The organism is Tropicimonas sp. IMCC34043, assembly GCF_003390845.1.
GTDB lineage: Bacteria > Pseudomonadota > Alphaproteobacteria > Rhodobacterales > Rhodobacteraceae > Tropicimonas.
On the sequence record NZ_QMEK01000007.1, the window covers coordinates 183,911 to 205,532 of the forward strand.

At 67.2% G+C, this 21,622-nt stretch carries 21 protein-coding genes; 8 read left to right on the top strand and 13 right to left on the bottom strand.

Annotated features, from left to right (window positions below; all coding sequences use genetic code 11):
- Positions 1 to 43 precede the first annotated feature (43 nt).
- From DQG17_RS19595 to DQG17_RS19610, 4 genes are all read left to right on the top strand, one after another.
- Positions 44 to 937, top strand: a complete 894-nt coding sequence (locus DQG17_RS19595) for a metal ABC transporter substrate-binding protein (RefSeq protein ID WP_369908090.1) — start codon at positions 44 to 46, stop codon at positions 935 to 937.
- A gap of 62 nt (positions 938 to 999) precedes the next feature.
- Complete coding sequence (locus DQG17_RS19600) at positions 1,000 to 1,908, top strand: manganese/iron ABC transporter ATP-binding protein (RefSeq protein ID WP_116134563.1); 909 nt, start codon at positions 1,000 to 1,002, stop codon at positions 1,906 to 1,908.
- Positions 1,905 to 2,765: a metal ABC transporter permease gene (locus tag DQG17_RS19605; RefSeq protein WP_116134564.1), complete on the top strand. Its 861-nt coding sequence runs from the start codon at positions 1,905 to 1,907 to the stop codon at positions 2,763 to 2,765. The genes DQG17_RS19600 and DQG17_RS19605 overlap by 4 nt, the downstream gene beginning before the upstream one ends.
- Complete coding sequence (locus DQG17_RS19610) at positions 2,762 to 3,595, top strand: metal ABC transporter permease (protein ID WP_116134565.1); 834 nt, start codon at positions 2,762 to 2,764, stop codon at positions 3,593 to 3,595. Before DQG17_RS19605 ends, DQG17_RS19610 begins: the two co-directional genes overlap by 4 nt.
- 16 nt (positions 3,596 to 3,611) lie before the next feature.
- Here the strand turns inward: DQG17_RS19610 and DQG17_RS19615 are convergent, their stop codons facing one another.
- From DQG17_RS19615 to DQG17_RS21885, 7 genes are all read right to left on the bottom strand, one after another.
- Entirely contained in the window at positions 3,612 to 3,947 is a 336-nt protein-coding gene (locus DQG17_RS19615) for a type II toxin-antitoxin system RelE/ParE family toxin (RefSeq protein WP_116134566.1), read from the bottom strand.
- Positions 3,944 to 4,213 (bottom strand): hypothetical protein, encoded by a 270-nt coding sequence (locus DQG17_RS19620; protein ID WP_116134567.1) that lies wholly within the window; start codon positions 4,211 to 4,213, stop codon positions 3,944 to 3,946. Before DQG17_RS19620 ends, DQG17_RS19615 begins: the two co-directional genes overlap by 4 nt.
- A gap of 63 nt (positions 4,214 to 4,276) precedes the next feature.
- Positions 4,277 to 5,374, bottom strand: coding sequence for an ABC transporter permease (locus DQG17_RS19625; RefSeq protein ID WP_116134568.1), 1,098 nt, complete (start codon positions 5,372 to 5,374; stop codon positions 4,277 to 4,279).
- Complete coding sequence (locus DQG17_RS19630) at positions 5,374 to 6,492, bottom strand: ABC transporter permease (RefSeq protein WP_116134569.1); 1,119 nt, start codon at positions 6,490 to 6,492, stop codon at positions 5,374 to 5,376. The genes DQG17_RS19625 and DQG17_RS19630 overlap by 1 nt, the downstream gene beginning before the upstream one ends.
- Positions 6,489 to 8,195 (bottom strand): ATP-binding cassette domain-containing protein, encoded by a 1,707-nt coding sequence (locus DQG17_RS19635; RefSeq protein ID WP_116134570.1) that lies wholly within the window; start codon positions 8,193 to 8,195, stop codon positions 6,489 to 6,491. Before DQG17_RS19635 ends, DQG17_RS19630 begins: the two co-directional genes overlap by 4 nt.
- The gene (gene hlyD / locus DQG17_RS19640; protein WP_116134571.1) at positions 8,192 to 9,184 is read right to left on the bottom strand and encodes a secretion protein HlyD; all 993 of its coding nucleotides are present in this window, start codon (positions 9,182 to 9,184) and stop codon (positions 8,192 to 8,194) included. The genes DQG17_RS19635 and hlyD overlap by 4 nt, the downstream gene beginning before the upstream one ends.
- Positions 9,181 to 9,846 carry a CerR family C-terminal domain-containing protein gene (locus DQG17_RS21885; RefSeq protein WP_198666214.1) on the bottom strand — a complete coding sequence of 222 codons (666 nt, stop codon included), beginning with the start codon at positions 9,844 to 9,846 and terminating at the stop codon, positions 9,181 to 9,183. Before DQG17_RS21885 ends, hlyD begins: the two co-directional genes overlap by 4 nt.
- Before the next feature lie 778 nt (positions 9,847 to 10,624).
- Between DQG17_RS21885 and DQG17_RS19650 the strand changes: the two genes are divergently transcribed.
- From DQG17_RS19650 to ggpS, 3 genes are all read left to right on the top strand, one after another.
- On the top strand, positions 10,625 to 10,807 hold the full coding sequence (locus DQG17_RS19650; RefSeq protein WP_116134573.1) for a PLDc N-terminal domain-containing protein: 183 nt from the start codon (positions 10,625 to 10,627) through the stop codon (positions 10,805 to 10,807).
- Positions 10,808 to 11,072: 265 nt separating this feature from the next.
- Complete coding sequence (locus tag DQG17_RS19655; protein ID WP_232829517.1) at positions 11,073 to 11,792, top strand: HAD-IIB family hydrolase; 720 nt, start codon at positions 11,073 to 11,075, stop codon at positions 11,790 to 11,792.
- A 65-nt stretch (positions 11,793 to 11,857) separates the two neighbouring features.
- Positions 11,858 to 13,408: a glucosylglycerol-phosphate synthase gene (gene ggpS / locus DQG17_RS19660; protein ID WP_116134575.1), complete on the top strand. Its 1,551-nt coding sequence runs from the start codon at positions 11,858 to 11,860 to the stop codon at positions 13,406 to 13,408.
- A 70-nt stretch (positions 13,409 to 13,478) separates the two neighbouring features.
- On the opposite strand, the gene DQG17_RS19665 is transcribed toward ggpS, so the two are convergent.
- Genes DQG17_RS19665 through DQG17_RS19685 form a run of 5 tightly spaced genes read right to left on the bottom strand, consistent with a single transcriptional unit; the run spans position 13,479 to position 19,220 of the window.
- A complete protein-coding gene (locus tag DQG17_RS19665) occupies positions 13,479 to 14,426 on the bottom strand; it encodes an ABC transporter substrate-binding protein (RefSeq protein WP_116134576.1) in 948 nt (315 codons plus the stop codon).
- Positions 14,427 to 14,468: 42 nt separating this feature from the next.
- Positions 14,469 to 15,473, bottom strand: coding sequence for an ABC transporter permease (locus DQG17_RS19670; protein WP_116134577.1), 1,005 nt, complete (start codon positions 15,471 to 15,473; stop codon positions 14,469 to 14,471).
- Positions 15,466 to 17,004, bottom strand: coding sequence for a sugar ABC transporter ATP-binding protein (locus DQG17_RS19675; RefSeq protein ID WP_116134578.1), 1,539 nt, complete (start codon positions 17,002 to 17,004; stop codon positions 15,466 to 15,468). Before DQG17_RS19675 ends, DQG17_RS19670 begins: the two co-directional genes overlap by 8 nt.
- Positions 17,005 to 17,011: 7 nt before the next feature.
- Complete coding sequence (locus DQG17_RS19680) at positions 17,012 to 18,160, bottom strand: Gfo/Idh/MocA family protein (RefSeq protein WP_116134579.1); 1,149 nt, start codon at positions 18,158 to 18,160, stop codon at positions 17,012 to 17,014.
- A gap of 1 nt (position 18,161) precedes the next feature.
- The gene (locus DQG17_RS19685; protein WP_116134580.1) at positions 18,162 to 19,220 is read right to left on the bottom strand and encodes a sugar phosphate isomerase/epimerase; all 1,059 of its coding nucleotides are present in this window, start codon (positions 19,218 to 19,220) and stop codon (positions 18,162 to 18,164) included.
- 174 nt (positions 19,221 to 19,394) lie between these two features.
- Between DQG17_RS19685 and DQG17_RS19690 the strand changes: the two genes are divergently transcribed.
- Positions 19,395 to 20,447, top strand: coding sequence for a LacI family DNA-binding transcriptional regulator (locus DQG17_RS19690; protein ID WP_116134581.1), 1,053 nt, complete (start codon positions 19,395 to 19,397; stop codon positions 20,445 to 20,447).
- A gap of 17 nt (positions 20,448 to 20,464) precedes the next feature.
- Here DQG17_RS19690 and DQG17_RS19695 read toward each other — a convergent pair whose 3' ends face one another.
- Positions 20,465 to 21,493: an FAD-dependent oxidoreductase gene (locus tag DQG17_RS19695; RefSeq protein ID WP_116134582.1), complete on the bottom strand. Its 1,029-nt coding sequence runs from the start codon at positions 21,491 to 21,493 to the stop codon at positions 20,465 to 20,467.
- Between the last annotated feature and the right edge of the window lie 129 nt (positions 21,494 to 21,622).

The window sequence follows — 21,622 nt, forward strand, 5'->3', positions numbered from 1 at the left end:
ATGCAGAATGACCGAGGCAGAGGAAACCGGACTCATGATCGCAATGACCAGACGCCTGCTGGCGGCCACAGCCCTTGGACTTCTGTTCGCGCAGGCGGCCCTTGGCGCCGAGCGGATGAAGGTCGTGACCACCTTCACGGTTCTGGCGGATATGGCGGGCCGGGTGGCGGGCGATGCCGCCGAGGTCGTGTCGATCACCAAGCCCGGCGCCGAGATCCATGGCTATGAGCCGACGCCGCAGGACATCGTGCGCGCCCATGGCGCCGATCTGATCCTGTGGAACGGCATGAACCTGGAACTGTGGTTCGAACAATTCCTGTCGAACCTCGGCGACGTGCCCTCGGTCACGCTGACCGACGGGATCGACCCGATCCCGATCTCGGCCGGCGCCTATCAGGGCAAGCCCAACCCGCACGCCTGGATGGGGCTCGACAATGCGCTGATCTATATCGACAATATCGAGGCAGCCTTTGCCGCGAACGATCCCACGAATGCGGCGATCTATGCCGCGAATGCCGCGGCCTACAAGGCCGAGCTGCGCGCGACGCTGGAGCCATTGCGCCAGCAGATCGCCGCGATCCCCGAGGATCAGCGCTGGCTGGTCACCTGCGAGGGCGCCTTCAGCTATCTCGCCCGCGACTTCGGTTTGAAGGAGCTCTACCTCTGGCCGATGAACGCCGACCAGATGGGCACGCCGCAACAGGTGCGCAGCGTCATCGACGGGGTCAAGGCGCATCAGATCCCGGTGGTGTTCTGCGAAAGCACGGTCAATCAGGCCCCGGCAAAGCAGGTCGCCCGCGAGACCGGGGCCGCCTATGGCGGGGTGCTTTACGTCGACAGCCTGTCCGAACCGGGCGGGCCGGTGCCGGGCTACCTCGATCTGCTGGCGGTCACTGCGCAGACCATCGCCGACGGTCTCGCCGGTGCCGGCAACTGAGCGCTGCCCCGGACCGGGCCAATTCAACCGCCGGGGATGTCCCGGCAGAAGGACGCAACGCCATGCGTGACAGCAACACCGCCGCAGCGGCCACCGGTCCGGCCATCGATCCCGCAGACGATCCGGGCGGCGGGATCCGTGCGCGCGACGTCACCGTCACCTATCGCAACGGCCACACCGCGCTGAGGAATGCCTCGTTCGAGATCCCGCGCGGCACGGTGACGGCCCTTGTCGGTGTGAACGGTTCGGGCAAATCGACCCTGTTCAAGGCCATCATGGGCTTTGTCCCCGCCGCCCGGGGCGAGATCACGCTGCTGGGGATGAGCGTGAAGGACGCGCTGCGCCGCAATCTCGTCTCCTATGTCCCGCAGGCCGAGGAAGTCGACTGGTCGTTCCCGGTGCTGGTCGAGGATGTGGTGATGATGGGCCGGTTCGGTCACATGGGGTTCCTGCGCCGCCCGTCGAAAGCCGATCATGCGGCGGTCGAGGTGGCGCTCGACCGGGTCAACATGCAGGACTTTCGCAGCCGCCAGATCGGCGAGTTGTCGGGCGGGCAGAAAAAGCGCGTCTTCCTGGCCCGGGCGCTGGCGCAGGCCGGTCAGGTCATCCTGCTCGACGAGCCCTTCACCGGGGTCGATGTCACGACCGAGGAACAGATCGTCGCGCTGCTGCGCGAGTTGCGCGCCGAGGGGCGGGTGATGCTGGTCTCGACCCACAACCTCGGCTCGGTGCCCGAATATTGCGACCGCGCGGTTCTGATCCGCGGGACGGTGCTGGCCTATGGCCCGACCGCGACGACATTTACCCGCGCCAACCTCGAGGATGCCTTCGGCGGCGTGCTGCGCCACTTCACGCTGGGCGGCGGGACGCTGCACGACGATGACGATCCGCGGCGGGTCACGATCCTCAGCGACGACGAACGCCCGCTGGTCCAGTACGGCGAGCGCACCATGCGGGAGGGCGGCGAATGATCGTGCTGGAACCGTTCAGCTATGGCTACATGACCAACGCCATGTGGGTTTCGGCGCTGGTGGGCGCGGTCTGTGCCTTTCTGTCCTCGTTCCTGATGCTCAAGGGCTGGTCGCTGATCGGCGATGCGCTGTCGCATTCGGTGGTCCCGGGCGTCGCCGGCGCCTATATGCTCGGCCTGCCCTTCGCGCTTGGCGCCTTTCTGTCGGGCGGGCTCGCGGCGGCGGCGATGCTGTTTCTGTCCGACCGCTCGGGGCTGAAGGTCGATGTGGTGATCGGGCTGATCTTTACCTCGTTCTTCGGGCTCGGGCTGTTCATGGTGTCGGTCAACCCGATGGCGGTGTCGATCCAGACCATCACCATGGGCAATATTCTTGCCATCACGCCCGAGGATACGCTGCAACTGGCGATCATCGGGGTCGGTTCGCTGATCGTGCTGCTGGCGCGGTGGAAGGACCTGATGGTGGTGTTCTTCGACGAAAACCACGCGCGCTCGATCGGCCTGCGCCCAAGGGTGCTGAAGGCGATGTTCTTCGTGCTGCTCTCGGCCTCGGTCGTCGCGGCGATGCAGACGGTCGGAGCCTTTCTGGTGATCGCCATGGTGGTCACGCCGGGGGCGACGGCCTATCTGCTCTGCGACCGCTTCCCGCGGCTGATTGCGGTGTCGGTGCTGATCGGAACGGTCACGAGCTTTCTTGGCGCCTACATCAGCTATTTCCTCGATGGCGCGACCGGCGGGGTCATCGTGGTGCTGCAGACCCTGCTGTTTCTGACGGCCTTCGTGCTGGCGCCGAAACACGGGCTTCTGGCGGCGCGGCGCAAGGCTGCCGAGGCGCTGCGCATTGAGGCGGCGCCATGATCGACGGTCTGATCCTGCCGTTCCAGTTCGCCTTCATGCAGAAGGCGTTTCTGATCTGCGCGATTGTCGCGATCCCGACCGCGTTGCTGTCGTGCTTTCTGGTGCTGAAGGGCTGGGCGCTGATGGGCGACGCGATCAGCCATGCGATCCTGCCCGGCATCGTGCTGGCCTATATCGCGGGCTTCCCGCTGATCGTCGGCGCCTTCGGGGCCGGCATGCTGACCGCGCTTGCGACCGGATTTCTGGCCGAGAACAGCCGGATCAAGCAGGACACGGTAATGGGGGTCGTGTTCTCGGGCATGTTCGGGCTTGGCATCGTGCTCTACACCTCGATCCACACCAATGTGCACCTCGATCACGTGCTGTTCGGCAACATGCTGGGGGTCGGGGCAGAGGATCTGTGGACGGCGGGGTCGATCTCGCTGGTCGTCACCGCGGCGCTGTTGCTGAAATGGAAGGACCTGCTGCTGCATGCCTTCGATCCGGGGCAGGCCCGCGCCTCGGGCCTGCCGGTCAGGGTGTTGCACTATGGGCTGCTGACGATCCTGTCGCTGACCATCGTGGCCACGCTGTCGGCCACGGGCCTGATCCTTGCCGTGGCGCTGCTGATCGCGCCGGGGGCCATTGCGTTCCTGGCCGTGCGCAGCTTTGGCCGGATGATGGCGGTGGCCTGTCTGGTCTGTCTGACCGCGATGCTGAGCGGCACCTACCTCAGCTTCTTTCTGGACAGCGCCCCGGCTCCGACCATCGTTCTGATCCTGACGGCGATGTTCCTGCTGGCCTTCCTGCGCCGGACACGGAGCGCGAAACGCGCCGCGGCCAGCGCCTGAAGGCGCCCCGCGCGCCTCAACCGCCGCGGCGCCCGACGGCCCCGATCCAGTCGGCGCCGCCCCAGCTGACCGCGTGGACGAGGACCTCGGCCTGCGCCTCGTCGATGGTAAAGACCAGGACACCGCGGCGGGCGACCGGGATGGCGCGCAGACCCGGCGCGATCTCGTCGCGCAGCGATCCGCGCTGTGGCAGGGTTTCGAGCGCGCGGATCTTGGCCCCGATCTCGTCGAGGATCGCGACCGCCCGCGCCTCGCCGGCACGTTCGGCGATCCAGTCGGCAATCTGCAGCAGATCGCCCCGCACGTCGGGATGCAGGCGGACGCGATAGAGCCGCCCGCCGCCCGCGCTCATTCGCCGGGTCGGGAACCGCGGACGGCCCGCAGCCCGTCCAGCACCTCGTCCGCCGGCAGATAGGCCGCGCGCGGGGTCGCCATGCGGGCGCGGATCTCCTCGGCCATGGCGTCGAGCGCCCGGTCGCGCGTCGCCTCGTCGCGCATCATCTGTTCGACCGCCGCGGCGACAGCGGCACTTGTCGAGGCATAGACGCCCTCGGCCACCTTCTCGGCCAGATAGGCGCGGTGGCGGTCGGTGAAGCTGAGGGTTGTCTTGACGGTCATGGCGGCCTTCGGTGTTACTTGGTCATACCATGCGCCGATTCCGCCGCCACGTCCAGCCCGCGCCTATTCCATCCGGGCACGGAACAGCACCGCCGAGGTGCCAAGCGTCACCAGCGCGATCAGCGCCAGCGGCCAGGTGTTGGCCCACAGATCCGGGATCGGCATGTCCTTCAGGAACACCCCTTCGCTGACGACCAGGAAATGCTTGGTCGGATCGGCCTGGGTGACCCATTGCAGCCAGACCGGCATGTTTTCGACCGGGCTGGCATAGCCCGACAGCAGGATCGCGGGCACGGCGACCAGGAACATGCCCAGAAACGCCTGCTGCTGGGTCTGCGACAGCGACGAGACCAGCATCCCGACGCCCGCGAGCGCCAGCAGGTAAAGCAGCAGCGAAAGATAGAAGAACGGCACCGAGCCGGTCAGCGGCACCCCGAACAGGGTCGAGATCAGCAGAATATAGATCGAGGCGTTGAAGAAGCCGACCAGCATCGGCGGCACCACCTTGCCGATCAGGATCTCGGGCACCCGCAGCGGCGAGACCATGAGCTGGTCGAAGCTTCCCAGTTCGCGTTCCCGCGCCACCGCCTGCGAGGTGAGGCCAAGCCCGGTGATTGTGGTGATGATGACCACGAGGCCCGGCATGGTGAACCACAGATATTGCAGGTTGGGATTGAACCAGTGGGTGACGACCGATTGCGAGCTGGCCGTCTGCACCGAGACTTCGGCCCCGACGCCCTTGGCGATCTCGGACATGTAGCCCGCCACGATCTGCGCCGCGTTCGACTTGCGCCCGTCGAACAGCCCCTGGATCTCGGCCGGCCGGCCGGCGGCCACGTCGCCGCTGAATTCCGGCCCGAACGAGAGCACGCCGATCACCTGCTGCCGGTCGATGGCCCGGCGGATCGCCGCTTCGCTGTGAAGCGGGATCACCCGCGCGACGTTCGGGCTCCCGCCGATGCGCTGCGCGATCTCGATGCTCCAGGCGCCGCCGTCCCGGTCGTAGATCCCGATCGCCGTGTTCTTCACCTCCATCGTGGTGGCGAAGCCAAGCACGAAGAACTGCATGAGCGGCGGCACGATCAGGATCATCCGTGCCCGCGGGTCGCGCAGGATCGCCCAGAGTTCCTTGACGATCATGGCAAGCAGCCGACCGGCCATCAGGCGATCCTCCGCCGCGTGACCCGGATCGCCAGCACGAAGAACACGAGCCCGAACAGCAACAGGGCCGCGATGCCACGCCAGAACATGGGCCAGATGTCGCCGACGACGAACACCGTCTGCAGGGACGGCACCAGATAGCGCGCCGGCACGATATAGGTGAAAGCCTGGATGACGGGCGGCATCGACGGGATCTCGAACAGGAAGCCCGACAGCACCATCGAGGGCAGGAACGACAGGATCAGCGCCATCTGGCTGGCGACGAACTGGTTCTTGGTGGCCGCCGAGATCAGCAGCCCCTGACCGAGCGCCGGCACCAGATAGGCGGACGAGAGCGCCATGAGCGCGAGGATCGAGCCGCGGAACGGCACGTCGAAGACGGTGATTGCCAGGGTCGTGCAGAGCGCCACCGACCCGAGGCCCAGCACGAAATAGGGCAGGACCTTGCTGGCCAGCAGCTCGGCCATGGCGACGGGGGTCGCCATCATCGCTTCCATGGTGCCGCGTTCCCATTCGCGGGCGACGACGAGGGCCGTCAGCAGCGTGCCGATCATCGCCATGACGATGGCGATCGAGCCGGGGATCAGGAAATCGCGGCTGGTCAGTTCGGCGTTGTACCAGAACCGCGGGACCAGCGTGATCGGCGGCGCGGCGGTCACGCCGGCCTCGGCCGCCCGTTGCGCGGCCCAGGTGGCGCGCACCCCTTCGGCAAAATTGGCGACGAAGGCTGCGCTGTTGGGCTGGGCACCGTCGGTAATGATCTGGATCTCGGCCGTCCGGTCGGCGGCGATAAGCCTCTGTCCGAAATCCTGCGGGATCACCACGATGCCGCGGATCCGCCCCGCGACCAGATCGGGTTCCAGCCCGCGCGGCTCGGGTGCCATGGTGACGTCGAACCAGGGCGAATTGCGATAGGCCACGGCAAGGCTCGCGGCCTCCTGGCTGTCGTCCTGCTGTGCGACGCCGATGCGCACCTCGCGGATGTCGAGCGAGACGGCATAGCCGAACAGGAACAGCAGGATCAGCGGCAGCACGAAGGCGATCAGGAAGGTCGAGGGATCGCGCAGGATCTGGCGGCTTTCCTTGACCAGCAGGGCGCGGAACCGGCGCAGGCTCATGCCGCGGCCTCCGCCTCGGCGTCATGCGCCTCGATCAGCGCGATGAAGGCATCCTCGAGCGTCGGATCGGCCCGGCCGGTGTGGGCGGCGGCGTCGGCTTTCAGCTCGTCGGGGGTGCCAAGCGCGATCTGTTCGGCGCGATAGATCACCAGGATCCGGTCGCAGTATTCGGCCTCTTCCATGAAATGCGTGGTCACCAGAACCGTCACACCCTTTTGCACCAGCCCGTTGATGTGGCTCCAGAATTCGCGCCGGACGATGGGGTCGACGCCCGAGGTCGGCTCGTCGAGGAACAGCACGGGCGGCTCGTGCATCACCGCGCAGGCAAGCGACAGACGTTGGCGGAACCCCAAAGGCAGCCCGCCCGCGTTCTGGCGCAGATAGGGGCCAAGGTGGAACACCTCGGTCAGCTGGGCGATCCGGGCGCGGCGGGCGGCGCCGGTCAGCCCATAGGCGCCGGCGAAGAAATTCAGGTTCTGCCGCACGCTGAGATCGCCGTAGAGCGAGAATTTCTGCGCCATGTAGCCCAGCGACTGGCGGGCGGCGGCGCGGGCATGGCGCAGGTCGTGGCCCGCGACATGGCCCTGGCCCTCGGTCGGGGTCAGCAGGCCGCAGAGCATCTTGAAGGTGGTCGATTTGCCTGCGCCATTGGGGCCGAGCAGGCCAAAGATCTCGCCGCGCGGGATGGTGAAGCCGATGTCGCGGGCGGCGGTGAAATCGCCAAAGCGCTTGGTCAGGCCCTTGGCCTCGATTGCCGCGACGCCGGTGTCGGGGATGGTTCGATAGCTTTCGGCCAGTGCGCTGGTGCCCTTCGGCCCGCCGCCCAGCCGATCGACAAAGGCATCCTCGAACCGCGGCGGCACGGCTTGCGTGTCATCGGGGGGCGCCGCCCCCGCCGCCGTCAGCAACCGCAGCGATGCACCCTGGATCGTCGCGTCCCGGATGTCGTCGCGGTCCATCATCCGGGTCAGCAGCCGCCGCCTGCCCCGCCCCTCGGCCAGCAGCCGAAAGGTCCGCCCCGTCACCTCGCGGGTCAGCTCGGCGGGCGGGCCGGCGTGGATCAGCCGGCCTTCGTTCAGCAGAAACACCTCGTCGCATTTCTCGGCCTCGTCCAGATAGGCGGTGGACCACAAAACCGCGATCCCCTCGCCGGTCAGTTGCTGGACCATCGCCCAAAGCTCGCGCCGCGACACCGGATCGACCCCGACGCCCGGTTCGTCGAGCAACAGCAGGTCGGGCGTCTCGACCAGCGCACAGGCAAGGCCGAGTTTCTGTTTCATCCCGCCCGAGAGCTTGCCGGCGAAACGGCCCTGAAACCGGGTCAGGTCGGTAAAGCGCAGCAGCTCGGCAAAGCGCCCGGCCCGGGCGCTGTCGGGCAAGCCGCGCAGCTCGGCGTAAAGCCGCAGGTTCTCGATTACCGTCAGATCCTCGTAGAGGCCGAAGCGCTGCGGCATGTAGCCGATGCGCGCCCGGTCGGTCGCGGTCGCCCTGTGGCCGAACACCGTGACCGCGCCCGCGTCGGGGTCGAGCAGCCCGGCCAGCAGCCGGATCAGCGTGGTCTTGCCGGCGCCATCGGGGCCGACAAGCCCGCTCATCCGGCCCGGACGGATCTGAAGCGTGACATTGTCGAGCGCCGGCGTTCCGCCCTTGCCGAATCGGCGCGTGACGGCATCGAGTTCGGCTGTGGCGGCGGGATCGGTCATGGTGTCGGCCTGTCCAGCATCACCGTCACCGGCTGGCCCTGGCGCAGCGCGTCGTCGGCATCGAGGACGTTGATCCGCAGCCGGAACACCAGATCGGTACGCAGGCTGGGGGTCTGCACCGACTTTGGCGTGAATTCCGCGGTGGGCGAGACGAAGCCGATGGTGCCGTGATAAGTCTTGTCGCTGCTGTCGGTGGTCAGCCGCACCGTCGCGCCCGGCACCACCTTGCCGAGATCGGGTTCCGACACATAGGCGCGGACCCGGACGGGCCGGTCGATGGCGATGGTGAAGACGGTCGCGCCCGCCGCGACGATGGCGCCGGGTTCGTGCGCGCGGGTCAGAACCGTGCCCTCCTGCACCGCCGTCAGGGTGGCATCGTCGAGCGCGGTCTTCGCCTGATCCTGCTTGGCCAGCGCCGCCGCCAGATCGGCCGCCGCCGCAGCGATGTCTTCGGCCCGGCTGCCGGCCTCGGACAGCGACAGCGCCTGACGGGCCGACGCCAGCGCGGCCTTCGCCTCGTTGAAATCGGCCTCGGCGGTGTCGAGGTCGGACTGGCTGATGGTTTTCGATGCGACAAGGCGGCTGGCACGCGTGTAGGACAGTTCGGCCCGCTTGACCGAGGCTTCGTGCTGGGTGACCAGCGCGCGGGCCATGTCGACCTCTTGCGGGCGGTTGCCGGCCAGGGCCTTGTCATGCGCCGCCGTGGCGGCGGCGACCTCGGCATTTGCCGCGTCGAGCGCCTGTTGCAAAGGCACCGGGTCGAGCTGTGCCAGAACCTCGCCCGGCGTGACATGGGCACCCTCGTCGACGGGCATCGAGGCGATCCTGCCGCCGACCCGGAACCCCAGATCGACGGTGCGGATATCGACATTGCCGTAAAGCGTCAGCTCGGACTGCGGTTCGGGCGCAAACAGCCCGTTCTTCCAGGCGACGCCAGCCCCGGCTGCAAGCGCCAGAACGACGATGGCCACGATCACCGGTTTCTTCATTGCGCGCTCTCCATTGGTGCCAGGATTGCCCGGATCTGGCCTTGCACCACGGATCGGACCCGCTCGCCATGATCGGGGGTCAGCGTCTCCCACCCTGTCACCGCCATGACCGTCGCCCGGGCAACGCGGAACACAAGGAGCTGGCCGAAGATCGTCACCGATTTGATGCGGACTTCCTCTGGCCCCCAGCGGCCGTTCCCGGCCCGTTCGACAAGGCCGACCAGACGCGCAGTAAGACGCGAGATCAGCTTGCCATAGATGATTTCAAAGGCCTCTGTCGGCTCCATCTGTTCGCGCACGACAAACCGCGCCAGCGACGCGCCTTCGGGGGCAAGCATGAAGCGGAGCGCAACCTCGGCGATGCGGCAGATCTCGTCCACCGCCTCGGCCGGGTCGAGCTGGTCGGGGGGCGTGGCTTTGACCAGCAACGGGCCGAGAAACTCGGCGATCCGGTCGGTGGCGTAGTCGGCCGCGGCCAGATAGAGCCCCTGCTTGCTGCCATAATGATAGGTGATCGAGGACATCACCGTTCCGGCCGCGCGGGCAAGTTCGCGGGTGCTGATGCCGTCGACACCCTTCAACCCGAATTGTTCCACCGCGGTTTCCAGCAGCCGGTCATAGGCTGGCCTATCGGGTTTCGACGTCTCCGGGGGTGTGGTCATGGCGGCCTCGCGGGTTCTGTCCGCGTTATTGTTCGTTCGAACGAACAAGTCAATATCGTGCGGCCGACGCGTTGGCCCATCGGTCCGCCGGCCGTCGCGGGACTGCACAAGATGGGGCAGATCGGCGGCAGCATCTGCCCAGCATTTGTGCGCACCGGGCCGGTGCGGCGGCTGTTCCGGGCATAGGGGGTGGCTTTCTGCGCCTGCACGGTGTAGGAAACCTGCGATGCGGACGGGTTTGTGGCGCAGGGACAGGACTCGGGCGGTGCGAACCGCCGGGCGGCCCTCGATCAGCGAACCCGCGGCACCCGCGGGCTGTACCGGCGCCTCTGGCGCGGATCTGGCCCTGGGGTCCGGAACCTGACCCGTACCTGCGATCCTCCGCATGTTCCGGATCGCGACAACGCCGAGCGGGCGATAACGTTGGTCAATCTGTGCCACAGCCCGCGGCCCGGCGGACCTTTGACGTCCTCCGTCGGGAAACGTCCCATCTGCCTGCGCCGTCGTATCGCGGGCAACAGCCGCGGTGACGCGGCGCGTTCGGCCGAACGATCCCTGGCGCGCATTTCGCCGGGCAGCGCGGCCTGGGGCGAAACCTCCATATCCCTTCCCGGGGGGCACGAAGCTGCCGGGGAAGCCGTCCGATCAAGGGGCAAACTTCATGTGGCGGACGACCACGAAGCGCAGATTGCAAGGGTATCAGGGAACAAAACGCCTGGTGCCGCGTTGAGACAGGCAGGAGTTCGACCATTCGACCAAGCGACAAAATGGAGACCGCATGTTCAATCTTTCCGGGTTCTTCGGGATCATTCTGCTGGCCCTCGACATCTGGGCGATCATCTCTATCGCCGGGTCGCGGACCGGAACCGGGGCCAAGGTGCTCTGGATCCTGCTGGTGATCCTGCTGCCGCTTCTGGGATTCATCATCTGGTTCTTTGCCGGCCCGCGCAAACCGGCCTGAGCCGGCGACCGCCAGAGACCGTATCGAGGACGTGATCCGCTCCTGATGACGCAGAACCCGTAAGTTAGGCCATTGCATGACCGACGGGCCTTGCCCGACCAAGCTATCCGCCACATCGGCATCGCGCCCCGCGATCCGAACCACAACCGAACAGAAAGACCTTCAGAAAGACCCTATGACGCAAGCACAGCAGACCCCGACCCGCCCTGAGCCCACTGGTTTCACCCCGCCGGCGCTTCACGCCGCACCGCTTGCCGGGCGCCGCATGGTGCTGGCAACCGACCTTGACGGGACGTTCCTTGGTGGCAGCGACGGCGATCGTCGCCGGCTGTACGACTGGATCGAGGCCAACCGCCAGACGGTCGGGCTGATCTTTGTCACCGGGCGCGACCCTGCGTTCATTCGCGATCTCTGCGGCGGCGGCGACGTGCCCTGGCCCGACTACGTGATCGGCGATGTCGGCACGACCATTGCGCGGATCACGTCCGAGGGTGAGATCGAACCGATTGCGGTGCTCGAAGAGGAAATCGCCCTGACCTGGGACAGCAGCGCGGCGCGGGTGCGCGCGGCGCTCGACGGCCGCGCGGGGCTGCGGCTGCAACCGACCGAGTTCCGCTATCGGCTCAGCTATGACCTCGACCCTGACGATCTTGACCCCACCGCAAAGGCGACGGTCGAGGCGATGGGCTTCGACGTGCTGATCTCGGACAACCGGTTCTTTGACGTGCTGCCCGCCGGGATTTCGAAAGGGCCGTCGCTGCGGCGGCTGATCGACCATCTCGGGCTGGTGGAAACCCGCGTGCTGGCGGCGGGCGACACGCTCAACGATCTGTCGATGCTGGCGCTTGGCGTGCCTGCCGTCGCGGTGGGCGGCGCCGAAAAGCGCCTGCTCGACGAGGTCGGGCACCTGCCCCACGTCCACGTCGCCGAAGGCGTCGGCGCGGCCGGCATTCACGAGGCGATCGCGACCTTCGGGCTGCACTGACGCCGGGCGAAAACGACGCGATATCAGATACATCCAGAAAATTCACAAGATTCAAAGGACAACCCATGACCCCGAGAACCATTGATACCAAAGACGACGACCATCAGCGCTCTGACCTGGTGATCGTCTATCACCGTCAGCCCTATGAAGAAGTCGAGGAAGAAGACGGCTCTATCCGGCTGCGCGAAAACACGAGCCCGAACGGCATCGTGCCAACTTTGCGCAGCTTTTTCGCTGACGTCGACCACGGCGCATGGATTGCCTGGAAACAGGCCGACGATCCCTCGAACCCCGGGTTCGAACGCCACATCGAGATTCAGGATGCCTTCGGGCGTTATACCGTCTCGCGCCTGCCGCTGACCGCGCATCAGGTGCGCGAGTTCTACATGGTCACGTCGAAGGAAGCGTTCTGGCCGATCCTGCACAGCTTCCGCGAGCGGTACAATTATGACCCGGTCGACTGGCCGAACTTTCGCGAAGTGAACTGGGCCTTTGCCGAGGCCGCGGCGGCCGAGGCGGCGCCGGGCGCCACGGTCTGGGTGCACGATTATAACCTCTGGCTCGTGCCGGGCTATCTGCGTCAGCTGCGCCCCGATGTGAAGATCTCGTTCTTCCACCACACGCCGTTCCCTTCGGCCGACATGTTCAACATGCTGCCCTGGCGGCGCGAGATCGTGCAAAGCCTGCTGGCCTGCGACGTGGTCGGATTCCACATCCCCCGCTATGCCGCCAATTTCGTGTCGGTCGCGCGCAGCCTGTTCGATGTCGAGACCACCGGCCGGATGCGGGTCGAGGACGCGCTGATCAACGAAGGCACCGCGCTGACCGAACGCTCGATGGTCACCGGGCTTTTGCACGATGGCCACAAGGTCACGGTCGCGGCCACCCCGGTCGGGGTCGATGTCGGCTATATCGAGGAATGCGCGCGCAAGCCCGAGACGCTGGCGCGGATGCAGGAGATCCGCGACGAGCTGGGTGATGCGCAACTGATCCTGTCGGTCGGGCGCACCGATTATACCAAGGGCGGCGCGCAGCAGCTGGAAAGCTATGAACGGCTGCTCGAATCGCGGCCCGATCTGCGCGGCAAGGTGCGGCTGATGCATGTCTCGGTCAGCGCCAATCGCAACATGGAGGCCTATGCCGAGATCCAGTCCGAGATCGAAAGCGTCGCAGGCCGCATCAACGGCCGCTTCGGCACGTTCCATTGGCAGCCCGTGGCGCTGATGTCGCGCGCGGTGCCGTTCGATCAGCTGATCGCCTATTACCGCGCCGCCGATGTGGCCTGGATCACGCCGATTGCCGACGGGATGAACCTGGTCTGCAAGGAATACATCGCCGCCCGGGTCGACTGCGACGGGGTGCTGGTGCTGTCGGAATTCGCCGGTGCTGCGGTCGAGCTTGACGCCTCGATCACCACCAACCCGTTCTCGCACCGGGCCATGGATCAGGCCATCGCACATGCGCTTGAAATGGCCCCCGAGGAGCGTGCCGGGCGGATGGAGCGGCTGCGCACGCAGGTCGCGGCCTATGACATCCGTGCCTGGGGGGACGCGCAGCGCGAGCTGCTGGAACGCGACCCGGGCGCACAGTCGAAAACCCCGGTGCAGGCGGCCTGAGCCGACCCGCAGCGGATCGCAAGGTGGACGCCCGGTGCTGCAAGGCACCGGGCGTTTCTTCATCCAAGGCTCAGAACGGGCTGTCGGGGTAATAGAACTTTTCGGCGTTATCCCCGGTGATCAGGACCGAGCCGATGACGAACTTGCCCGACACCGGCGCGTTCGAGACATAGTTCAGCGCCGTCAGCTCGATTGCCGTCGCGCTCATCGCCGGGGGATAGGTCACGTCGGCCTTGATCATCGCGTCGCCGTCCCGCACCCGCGCGATCATCTCCTTCATGCCGGCGCCGCCCAGCACCCACATCTCGTCGTTGCGCCCCGATTCCTTGATCGCGGCCAGCACGCCCACCGCCATGTCGTCGTCCGAGGCCCAGACCCCGTCGATCTGCGGATACTTGGACAGGAAGTCCTGCATCACCTTGAAGGCATCGTCCCGGTTCCAGTTGCCATGCTCCATCCCGAGGATCTCGATCCCCGAACCCTCGATGGCGGCCTGAAATCCTTCGACCCGCTCGTTGTCGATGGTGGTCGGGATGCCGCGCAGCACGACGATCTTGCCGCCCTCGGGCATCTGCTGGACAAAGAACTCGCCCGCGACCCGGCCAAAGCCCGGGTTGTCGCCCGCCACGTAGAGATCCTCGATCCCGTCCTCGGACAAGCCGCGGTCGATCACCGTGACCCAGGCGCCGCTGTCCTTCACGCGTTTCACCGGCGCGGTCAGCGGCTCGGATTCGAACGGCAGCACGACCAGCGCGTCGATATTGCGGGTCGCCATCATGTCTTCGATGTCATTGACCTGTTTGGACGGGTCGCTTGCGGTGGCCAGCACGAAATCGAGCTGCGGATAGGTCGCCTCGAGCCGCGCAATGGCCTGTTCGGCATGGAAATTCATGCCCCCCGCCCAGCCATGGGTCGCGGCCGGGATCGATACCCCGATCACCACCTTGTCCTGCGCGAAGGCGGGGGCCGCCAGCGCCAGCGCGACCGCGGTCGCGGCAAGGAATTTCGTCATCTTCATTTTCTTCCTCCCATTGAATTGCTCCGCCCGACCCTCCTCCGGTCAGCGGGTCGATTTCCGGGCCCGTTGCAACACAACGGCCAGGATGATGATCACGCCCTGGATCGCGCCGTTCAGATAGGGGCTGACCAGATCCGTGAGGTTCAGGATATTGTCGATGAGGCCAAGGATCAGCACGCCGATGACGGTGCCCCAGACCCGGCCGAAGCCGCCTTTCAGCAGCGTGCCGCCGATGATGACCGCGGCGATGGTCTCAAGCTCCCACAGCACGCCGGTCGAATTCGATGCCGAGCCAAGCCGCGGCACATAGAGCACCGAGGCCAGCCCCACCAGCAACCCCAGCAGCACATAGGTCATCAGCCGGACCCGGTTCACATCGACGGCCGAGAACCGCGCCACCTGTTCGTTGCTGCCAATCGCTGCGCAATGCCGCCCGAAGGCCGTGTGGCGCATCGCGATCTCGCCCAGCAGCGCCACGACCGCAAACACGATGATCGGCCAGCGGATGCCGAACAGCCCGCCATAATAGACCGGCTCGAACAGGCTCGCGACGCCGAAGTTGAGCGAGATCGTGCCGCCATCGGCCAGCCAGGTGACAAGCGAGCGGAAGATCACCATCGAGCCCAGGGTGACGATGAAGGCCTCGATCCGCATCCGGGTGATCAGCAGGCCGTTCACCGCACCGAGGACCGCGCCAAGCGCCAGACCTGCCGCCATGCCGACCAGAATGACCCCCAGACTGGGGCCCATGGCGGGGATCAGCGCGTTCATGAGCAGGATCATGACGCCGGAGATGAAGGCCGTCATCGACCCGACCGACAGATCGAGCCCGCCCGCGGTGATGACAAAGGTCATGCCGACCGCGATGATGCCGATGAAGGCCGAGCGCGACAGCACGTTGGTGATGTTCCGCGAGGCCAGAAAATCGGGATTGAGCAGCGTGCCGATGACGATCAGCGCGATCAGCGCCAGGATCGGCCCGAGCGTCTGCAGATCGATCCGCGCCGCCGCCCTGCCCGGTTCTCTCTGTGCCAAGGTCTCAGCCATTCTCCGCTCCCTCCAGTCCCATCGCCAGCCGGACGATCGCGTCCTCGTTGACCTCGGCGCCGCGCACTTCGCCCGCGATCCGGCCATTGCGCATCACCAGCACCCGGCTTGCCAGCCCGATGACCTCGGTCATCTCGGAGGAGACGACGATCACCGAATGGCCGGCGTCGATCAGGCCGTGGATGAAGCCATAGAATTGCTGCTTGGTGCCGACGTCGATGCCGCGGGTCGGCTCGTCGATGATCACGATCTGCGGCTCGGCCAGCATGGTCTTGGCCAGCAGCAGCTTTTGCTGGTTGCCGCCCGACAGGTTGCCGACCAGCACGTCGCGCCGCGGCGCGCGAATGTCGAATTCCTCGATGGCGCGGGTCAGCGCGGCCTCTTCCGCCGCCCGGTCGAGCAGCCGCCTGCCGAACCGCGGCAAGGCCAGAAGCGTCAGGTTCGGCCGCATCCCTTGGGTCAGGATCAGCCCGTGTTCCTTGCGATCCTCGGGCAGATAGACGAGCCCCGCGCGCCGCGCCGCCGCGACCGATCCGATGTGCACCGGCGCGCCGTTGATCCGCATCTCGCCGCGGGTGGGCCGGATGCCGATCAGCCCCTCCATCAGCTCGGTGCGGCCGGACCCGACCAGCCCGGCAAAGCCCAGGATCTCGCCCCGCCTCAGGGTGAAGCTTGCGTCCCGGACCACATCCTCGACCGAGAATCCGCGCACCTCCAGCACCGCGCCGGCGGTGTCGGCGGGGCGTTTGGCGGGGAACATGTCGGACAGCTCGCGCCCGACCATGGCCTCGGCCATCTGATCCTCGGTCATCGCGCCGCCCGTCGTCGTCACCACCTGACGGCCGTCGCGCAGCACCGTGATCCGGTCGGCGATGGCCGCCACCTCGTCGAGCTTGTGCGAGGTATAAAGGATCGCGACCCCCTTGGCCTTCAGCCGGGCGATCTGGGCAAACAGTACCTCGGTCTCGCGGGTGGTCAGGGCGGCCGTGGGTTCGTCCATGATCAGCACCCGCGCCTCGCGCGCCAGCGCCTTGGCGATCTCGACCATCTGCTTTTCGGGCACCGAGATCGCCGCCACCTTGTCGCGCGGGTCAAGCGGGGTCTGCAACTGGTCGAGCAACTCGCGCACCCGTGCCCGCATCGCGCCGTGGTCGAGCCGCCAGCCGCGCTTCAACTCGTGGCCGAGAAAGATGTTCTGCTCCACGCTCAGGAGTTGGGCGAGGTTGAATTCCTGATGGATCAACACCACGCCCTGCGCCTCGGCCTCGCGGCTGTCGGCAAAGCGCACCGGGCGGCCATCGACCTCGACCGTGCCCGCGGTCGGCGCCAGATAGCCCGACATGATCTTCATCGAGGTCGACTTGCCGGCGCCGTTCTCGCCGATCAGCGCGTGAACCTCGCCCGGGAACAGCTCCAGCGTCAGGTCCTGCAGCACCGTGACCGGGCCAAAGGAGCGGTCGACGCCGCGCAGGGCCAGCGCCGGGACCGCCGGTGCCGTGCCCTGCACAGCCGCTGCCGTCACGCCCGCCATGATCGTCTCACGCCAGACCGACCCAGGCCGCGCCCTTGGCCGAGGAGCGCACGCAGGCATCGACAAAGGCGACGCCCAGCAGCCCGTCCTGCACGGTCGGATAGATCACGTCGGCCGGAACCGGGGTGCCCGCCTGTCTGGCCCGGATCGCGCGGGCCGCCTCGGCATAGATGTTGGCGAAGCCTTCAAGATAGCCCTCGGGGTGGCCGCCGGGCGTGCGGCTGACCCGCGCCGCGACCGCGCGCGCGCCGGCGCCGCCGCGGGTCAGCAGGCGCTTCGGTTCGCCAAACGGCGTGTACCACAGCCGGTTCGGATCCTCCTGCGCCCATTCAAGCCCGCCCTGGGTGCCATAGACCCGGATCTTCAGCCCGTTCTCGTTGCCGGGCGCGACCTGGCTTGCCCACAGCATCCCGCGGGCGCCGCCCTTGAAGCGCAGCATCACATGGCAGTTGTCGTCGACCCGCCGGCCTTCGACAAAGCTTTGCATGTCGGCCGAAAGCTGGTCGAGCGTCAGCCCGGTGACAAAGCAGGCAAGGTTGAAGGCATGGGTGCCGATGTCGCCGATGGCGCCGCCCGCCCCGGAGCGTGCCGGATCGGTGCGCCATTCGGACTGCTTGTTGGTGCCGGTCGTCTCGACCGCCTCGGTCAGCCAGTCCTGCGGGTATTCGACCTGCACGACGCGGATCTGGCCAAGCTCGCCCTGCGCCACCATCTCGCGCGCCTGCCGCACCATCGGATAGCCGGTGTAATTGTGGGTCAGAACGAACAGCGCGTCGCTGTCCGCGGCGAGCTTCGCCAGCTTGCGGGCGTCGGGCAGGGTCGAGGTCAGCGGCTTGTCGCAGATCACATGGATGCCGCGTTTGAGGAACTCGCGCGCCGCCGGATAATGCAGATGGTTCGGGGTGACGATGGCCACGGCCTCGATCCCGTCCTTCAGCCGTGCCTCGCGGATCGCCATTTCGCGGAAATCGCCATAGCAGCGGTCGGGTGCCAGCCCCAGCGTCGCGCCGCTGTCGCGGGCCTTTTCCGGGGTCGAACTCAGCGCCCCCGCAACAAGATCATACTCGCCGTCGATGCGGGCCGCGATCCGGTGCACGGCGCCGATGAAGGCATCCTTGCCGCCGCCGACCATGCCCAACCTGATGCGTTCTGCCATGTCAGCCTCCGATCCCCAGCATGGCCCGGTTGGCCGCCTCGTCGCTGCCGCCGCCGGCGAAATCGTCGAACGCGGTTTCAGTCACCCGGATGATGTGGTCGCGCACAAAGGCCGCACCCTCGCGCGCGCCGTCCTCGGGGTGTTTCAGGCAGCATTCCCATTCGACCACGGCCCAGCCGTCGAAATCGTTCGCCGCCATCTTCGAGAAGATCGCGCCGAAATCGACCTGCCCGTCGCCGAGGCTGCGGAACCGACCCGCCCGGTCGACCCAGGGCTGATAGCCGCCATAGACCCCCTGCCGGCCGGTCGGATTGAACTCGGCATCCTTGACGTGGAACATCTTGATCCGGTCCTTGTAGATGTCGATATTGTCCAGATAATCGAGGCACTGCAGCACATAATGGCTGGGGTCATACAGCATGTTGCAGCGCGGGTGGCCGTCCAGCCGTTCGAGGAACATCTCGAAGGTGACGCCGTCGTGCAGATCCTCCATCGGATGGATCTCATAGCAGACATCGACGCCGCACTCGTCGGCGTGATCGAGGATCGGGCGCCAGCGCCGCGCCAGTTCGTCAAACCCGGTCTCGACCAGACCTTCGGGGCGCTGCGGGAACGGATAGAGGAACGGCCACAGCAGCCCGCCCGAGAAGGTGACATGCCCGGCGATGCCCAGATGGCGTGACGCGGTCAGCGCCTTCTTCACCTGATCTGTGGCCCATTCCTGCCGCGCGGCGGGCTTGCCACGAACCTCGGGCGCGGCAAAGCCGTCGACCCAGTCGTCATAGGCCGGGTGGACCGCCACCAGCTGGCCCTGCAGATGGGTCGACAATTCCGTCACCGCGACGCCGTTCGCCTCGGCCACGCCCTTCATCTCGTCGCAGTAATCCTTGCTTGCGGCGGCCTTTTCGAGGTCGATCAGCCGGCTGTCCCAGGAAGGCACCTGCACGCCCTTGTAGCCGCAATCGGCAGCCCAGCGGGTGATCCCGTCCCAGGTGTCGAACGGCGCCGCATCGCCGGCGAACTGTGCAAGAAACAGCGCCGGACCCTTGATCGTCTTCATCGCATCCTCCCTGCCGGCGGTCTTGGTGCTGCCCCCGGTCCTTTTGCGAATCGTCCATGTATTGCTTTACATTTGCATCTTACGTGGCATGTAATCGTTTACAAGGGTTGAATTCCAGCCGCACCGCAGCAATGTCCACGACCTTCGCACTCACACCGGGAAAGCCCCACGCCGATGACCCACCGCGCCCCCTCGATCCGCGATGTTGCACGTGTCGCCGGCGTTTCGACGGCCACGGTCAGCCGCACGCTGACCCATCCCGACAAGGTCAGCGAGACGACCCGGGCGGCGGTGATCCGGGCGATCCACGACACCGGGTACACCGTGAACCAGGCCGCGCGGTCGCTGCGCCGCCGCCGCACCGGGGCGATTGCGGTGCTGGTGCCGAACATTTCGAACCCGTTCTTCGCCCGGATCCTGTCCGGCGTGGCCGAGGTCATGTCCGAGGCCGGTTACAACGTGCTGATCTCGGACACGACGCCGACCGCGCTCGACGATCACCGCTTTCCGGAATATTTCAGCCACAACCAGACCGACGGGCTGATCGTTCTCGACGGGATGCTGAACCGCGAGTTGCTGCTCAATCGCGGCCCGCCCGAGGTGCGCCCGCCGATGGTCTTTGCCTGCGAATGGATCGACAGCATCGAACGCCCGATGGTGACGATCGACAATACCGCGGCGGCGGCGGCGGCTGTCCGGCATCTGCTCGATCTGGGGCATCGCGACATCGGGTTCGTCTGCGGCCCGCCCGAGAACGTGCTGACCCGTGCGCGGCTCAATGGCACCCGCGCGGCGCTGGCGGAGGCAGGGCTGAGCCTGCGCGCCGACTGGATCTTTCCCGGCGACTTCACCCTGCCGTCGGGCGCGCGGGCGGCGGCGCTGTGGCTTGATGCCGGCGACCGCCCCAGCGCGGTCTTCTGTGCCAGTGACGAGATGGCCATGGGGTTCATCGGCGCGCTCTATCAGCGCGGCGTCTCGGTGCCGGCGTCGGTCTCGGTCATGGGGTTCGACGATCTGGGGATTGCGGCGCATTTCGTGCCGCCGCTCAGCACCGTGCATCAACCGCGGCGCCGGATCGGCCTGATCGCGGCGCAGATGCTGCTGGAGCGCATGGCGCTCGATCCGGCAACCCGCGCCAGCGCGCCGGTGCCGAAGGTCGTGCTGCCCTATGAACTGGCCATCAGGTCAAGCACGGCGCCAAACCCGGCGGCGGGCGAGCGTATCTGACCGCGACCTGCGATGCCTCAGGAGGCCAGAACGGCGCGGGCGCCGAGGGTGCCTTGGGCCAGCGCGCCGGGCAGATCGCGGGTTGCGTTGCGGCGGACATCGCCGATGACGATGGCGTCGGGGTTCAAAAGCGACCGCGCGCCGGCGTCGCAGGGGCACCAGCCGCTGTCATCGACCAGCCCGGCGAGCCGCGCCACCGCTGCCGCACCCTGCGGCACGACGAAATTGACCACATCGGCACGAAGCGTCCCGGCACCCGTTTCCAGTATCCCGCGGCTGGCATCGACGGCAAACACCCGGCCGCCCGCGGCAGCGTTGCGCCAGTCGACCCGGGCGGCGGCGCCCCCCACTGGCAGGCGTGCGGCAAAGATCCGCGCCGCCTCGGAATCGGGTGCGGCGTCAAGGACGGTCAGGCGGGCCGAGGGCCGGGTTCGGTGCAGGAAATCGGCGATGGTCAGGGCGCGCTCGGCTGCGACCGCCGGGTGGCCCCCCGCCCCTTCGGGCAGGCGCAGGACCACGTGGCCGTCATCTGCCATTGCGGCAAGCTGGCCCGACAGACGGCGCGCTTCGCGCGGACTGCCCCAGGCGGCGGGCCAGACATGCCGGGCGATGGCGTCATAGCCCGCAATCGCCTCGTCCCGCGGGGCAACGCCCGGTGCCATCACCAGCGAGCCAAAGGCGATCCGGCGGCCGCTGAACAGCCCCAGGCGGCGGGATGCCCAATCGACCTCGGTCACGTCGTCCAGAACGACGCTGACGCCCGCGGCCGCGAGGTCCGCGACGTCGGCAGGCGGCGCCGGCCGCAGGAATGCGGCAATCTCCGCCGCGGGCGCCGCCAGACGGGTCGGATCGCGTTCGACCAGCGTGACCGGCAGGCCGGGCCGTGCCGCCCGGAGCGCCAGCGCGGCGCTGACCCCGGCCGGGCCGCCGCCGATGACAAGGCAGGGCTCGGCCGAGCCGGGTTTCGGGAACAGGCTGGCGGCGGCAAGGGTTGCGGTTCCTGCCAGGGCGCTGCGGAGGAAACGGCGACGGTTCGGACGCTGCATGGAAACCTCATGGGCCGGTGCGTTTGGATCGACGGCGGGCCGCTGTTGCCGGGCCGCCCAGGATCGCGGCACGGAGGGCACGGCCTGCCCCTGCTTTCCTGCAGCAAACTTTGTGCCAGGACCGGCGTA

Bases quoted from the DNA above. Each gene is read 5' to 3' on its own strand.
- hlyD (WP_116134571.1), bottom strand. From the start codon at position 9,184: ATGAAGAAACCGGTGATCGTGGCCATCGTCGTTCTGGCGCTTGCAGCC.
- DQG17_RS19635 (WP_116134570.1), bottom strand. From the start codon at position 8,195: ATGACCGATCCCGCCGCCACAGCCGAACTCGATGCCGTCACGCGCCGA.
- DQG17_RS19615 (WP_116134566.1), bottom strand. From the start codon at position 3,947: ATGAGCGCGGGCGGCGGGCGGCTCTATCGCGTCCGCCTGCATCCCGAC.
- DQG17_RS19620 (WP_116134567.1), bottom strand. From the start codon at position 4,213: ATGACCGTCAAGACAACCCTCAGCTTCACCGACCGCCACCGCGCCTAT.
- DQG17_RS19650 (WP_116134573.1), top strand. From the start codon at position 10,625: ATGTTCAATCTTTCCGGGTTCTTCGGGATCATTCTGCTGGCCCTCGAC.
- DQG17_RS19600 (WP_116134563.1), top strand. From the start codon at position 1,000: ATGCGTGACAGCAACACCGCCGCAGCGGCCACCGGTCCGGCCATCGAT.
- DQG17_RS19605 (WP_116134564.1), top strand. From the start codon at position 1,905: ATGATCGTGCTGGAACCGTTCAGCTATGGCTACATGACCAACGCCATG.
- DQG17_RS19665 (WP_116134576.1), bottom strand. From the start codon at position 14,426: ATGAAGATGACGAAATTCCTTGCCGCGACCGCGGTCGCGCTGGCGCTG.
- DQG17_RS19695 (WP_116134582.1), bottom strand. From the start codon at position 21,493: ATGCAGCGTCCGAACCGTCGCCGTTTCCTCCGCAGCGCCCTGGCAGGA.
- DQG17_RS21885 (WP_198666214.1), bottom strand. From the start codon at position 9,846: ATGACCACACCCCCGGAGACGTCGAAACCCGATAGGCCAGCCTATGAC.
- DQG17_RS19655 (WP_232829517.1), top strand. From the start codon at position 11,073: ATGGTGCTGGCAACCGACCTTGACGGGACGTTCCTTGGTGGCAGCGAC.
- ggpS (WP_116134575.1), top strand. From the start codon at position 11,858: ATGACCCCGAGAACCATTGATACCAAAGACGACGACCATCAGCGCTCT.
- DQG17_RS19670 (WP_116134577.1), bottom strand. From the start codon at position 15,473: ATGGCTGAGACCTTGGCACAGAGAGAACCGGGCAGGGCGGCGGCGCGG.
- DQG17_RS19625 (WP_116134568.1), bottom strand. From the start codon at position 5,374: ATGGCCGGTCGGCTGCTTGCCATGATCGTCAAGGAACTCTGGGCGATC.
- DQG17_RS19595 (WP_369908090.1), top strand. From the start codon at position 44: ATGACCAGACGCCTGCTGGCGGCCACAGCCCTTGGACTTCTGTTCGCG.
- DQG17_RS19685 (WP_116134580.1), bottom strand. From the start codon at position 19,220: ATGAAGACGATCAAGGGTCCGGCGCTGTTTCTTGCACAGTTCGCCGGC.
- DQG17_RS19680 (WP_116134579.1), bottom strand. From the start codon at position 18,160: ATGGCAGAACGCATCAGGTTGGGCATGGTCGGCGGCGGCAAGGATGCC.
- DQG17_RS19610 (WP_116134565.1), top strand. From the start codon at position 2,762: ATGATCGACGGTCTGATCCTGCCGTTCCAGTTCGCCTTCATGCAGAAG.
- DQG17_RS19690 (WP_116134581.1), top strand. From the start codon at position 19,395: ATGACCCACCGCGCCCCCTCGATCCGCGATGTTGCACGTGTCGCCGGC.
- DQG17_RS19630 (WP_116134569.1), bottom strand. From the start codon at position 6,492: ATGAGCCTGCGCCGGTTCCGCGCCCTGCTGGTCAAGGAAAGCCGCCAG.
- DQG17_RS19675 (WP_116134578.1), bottom strand. From the start codon at position 17,004: ATGGCGGGCGTGACGGCAGCGGCTGTGCAGGGCACGGCACCGGCGGTC.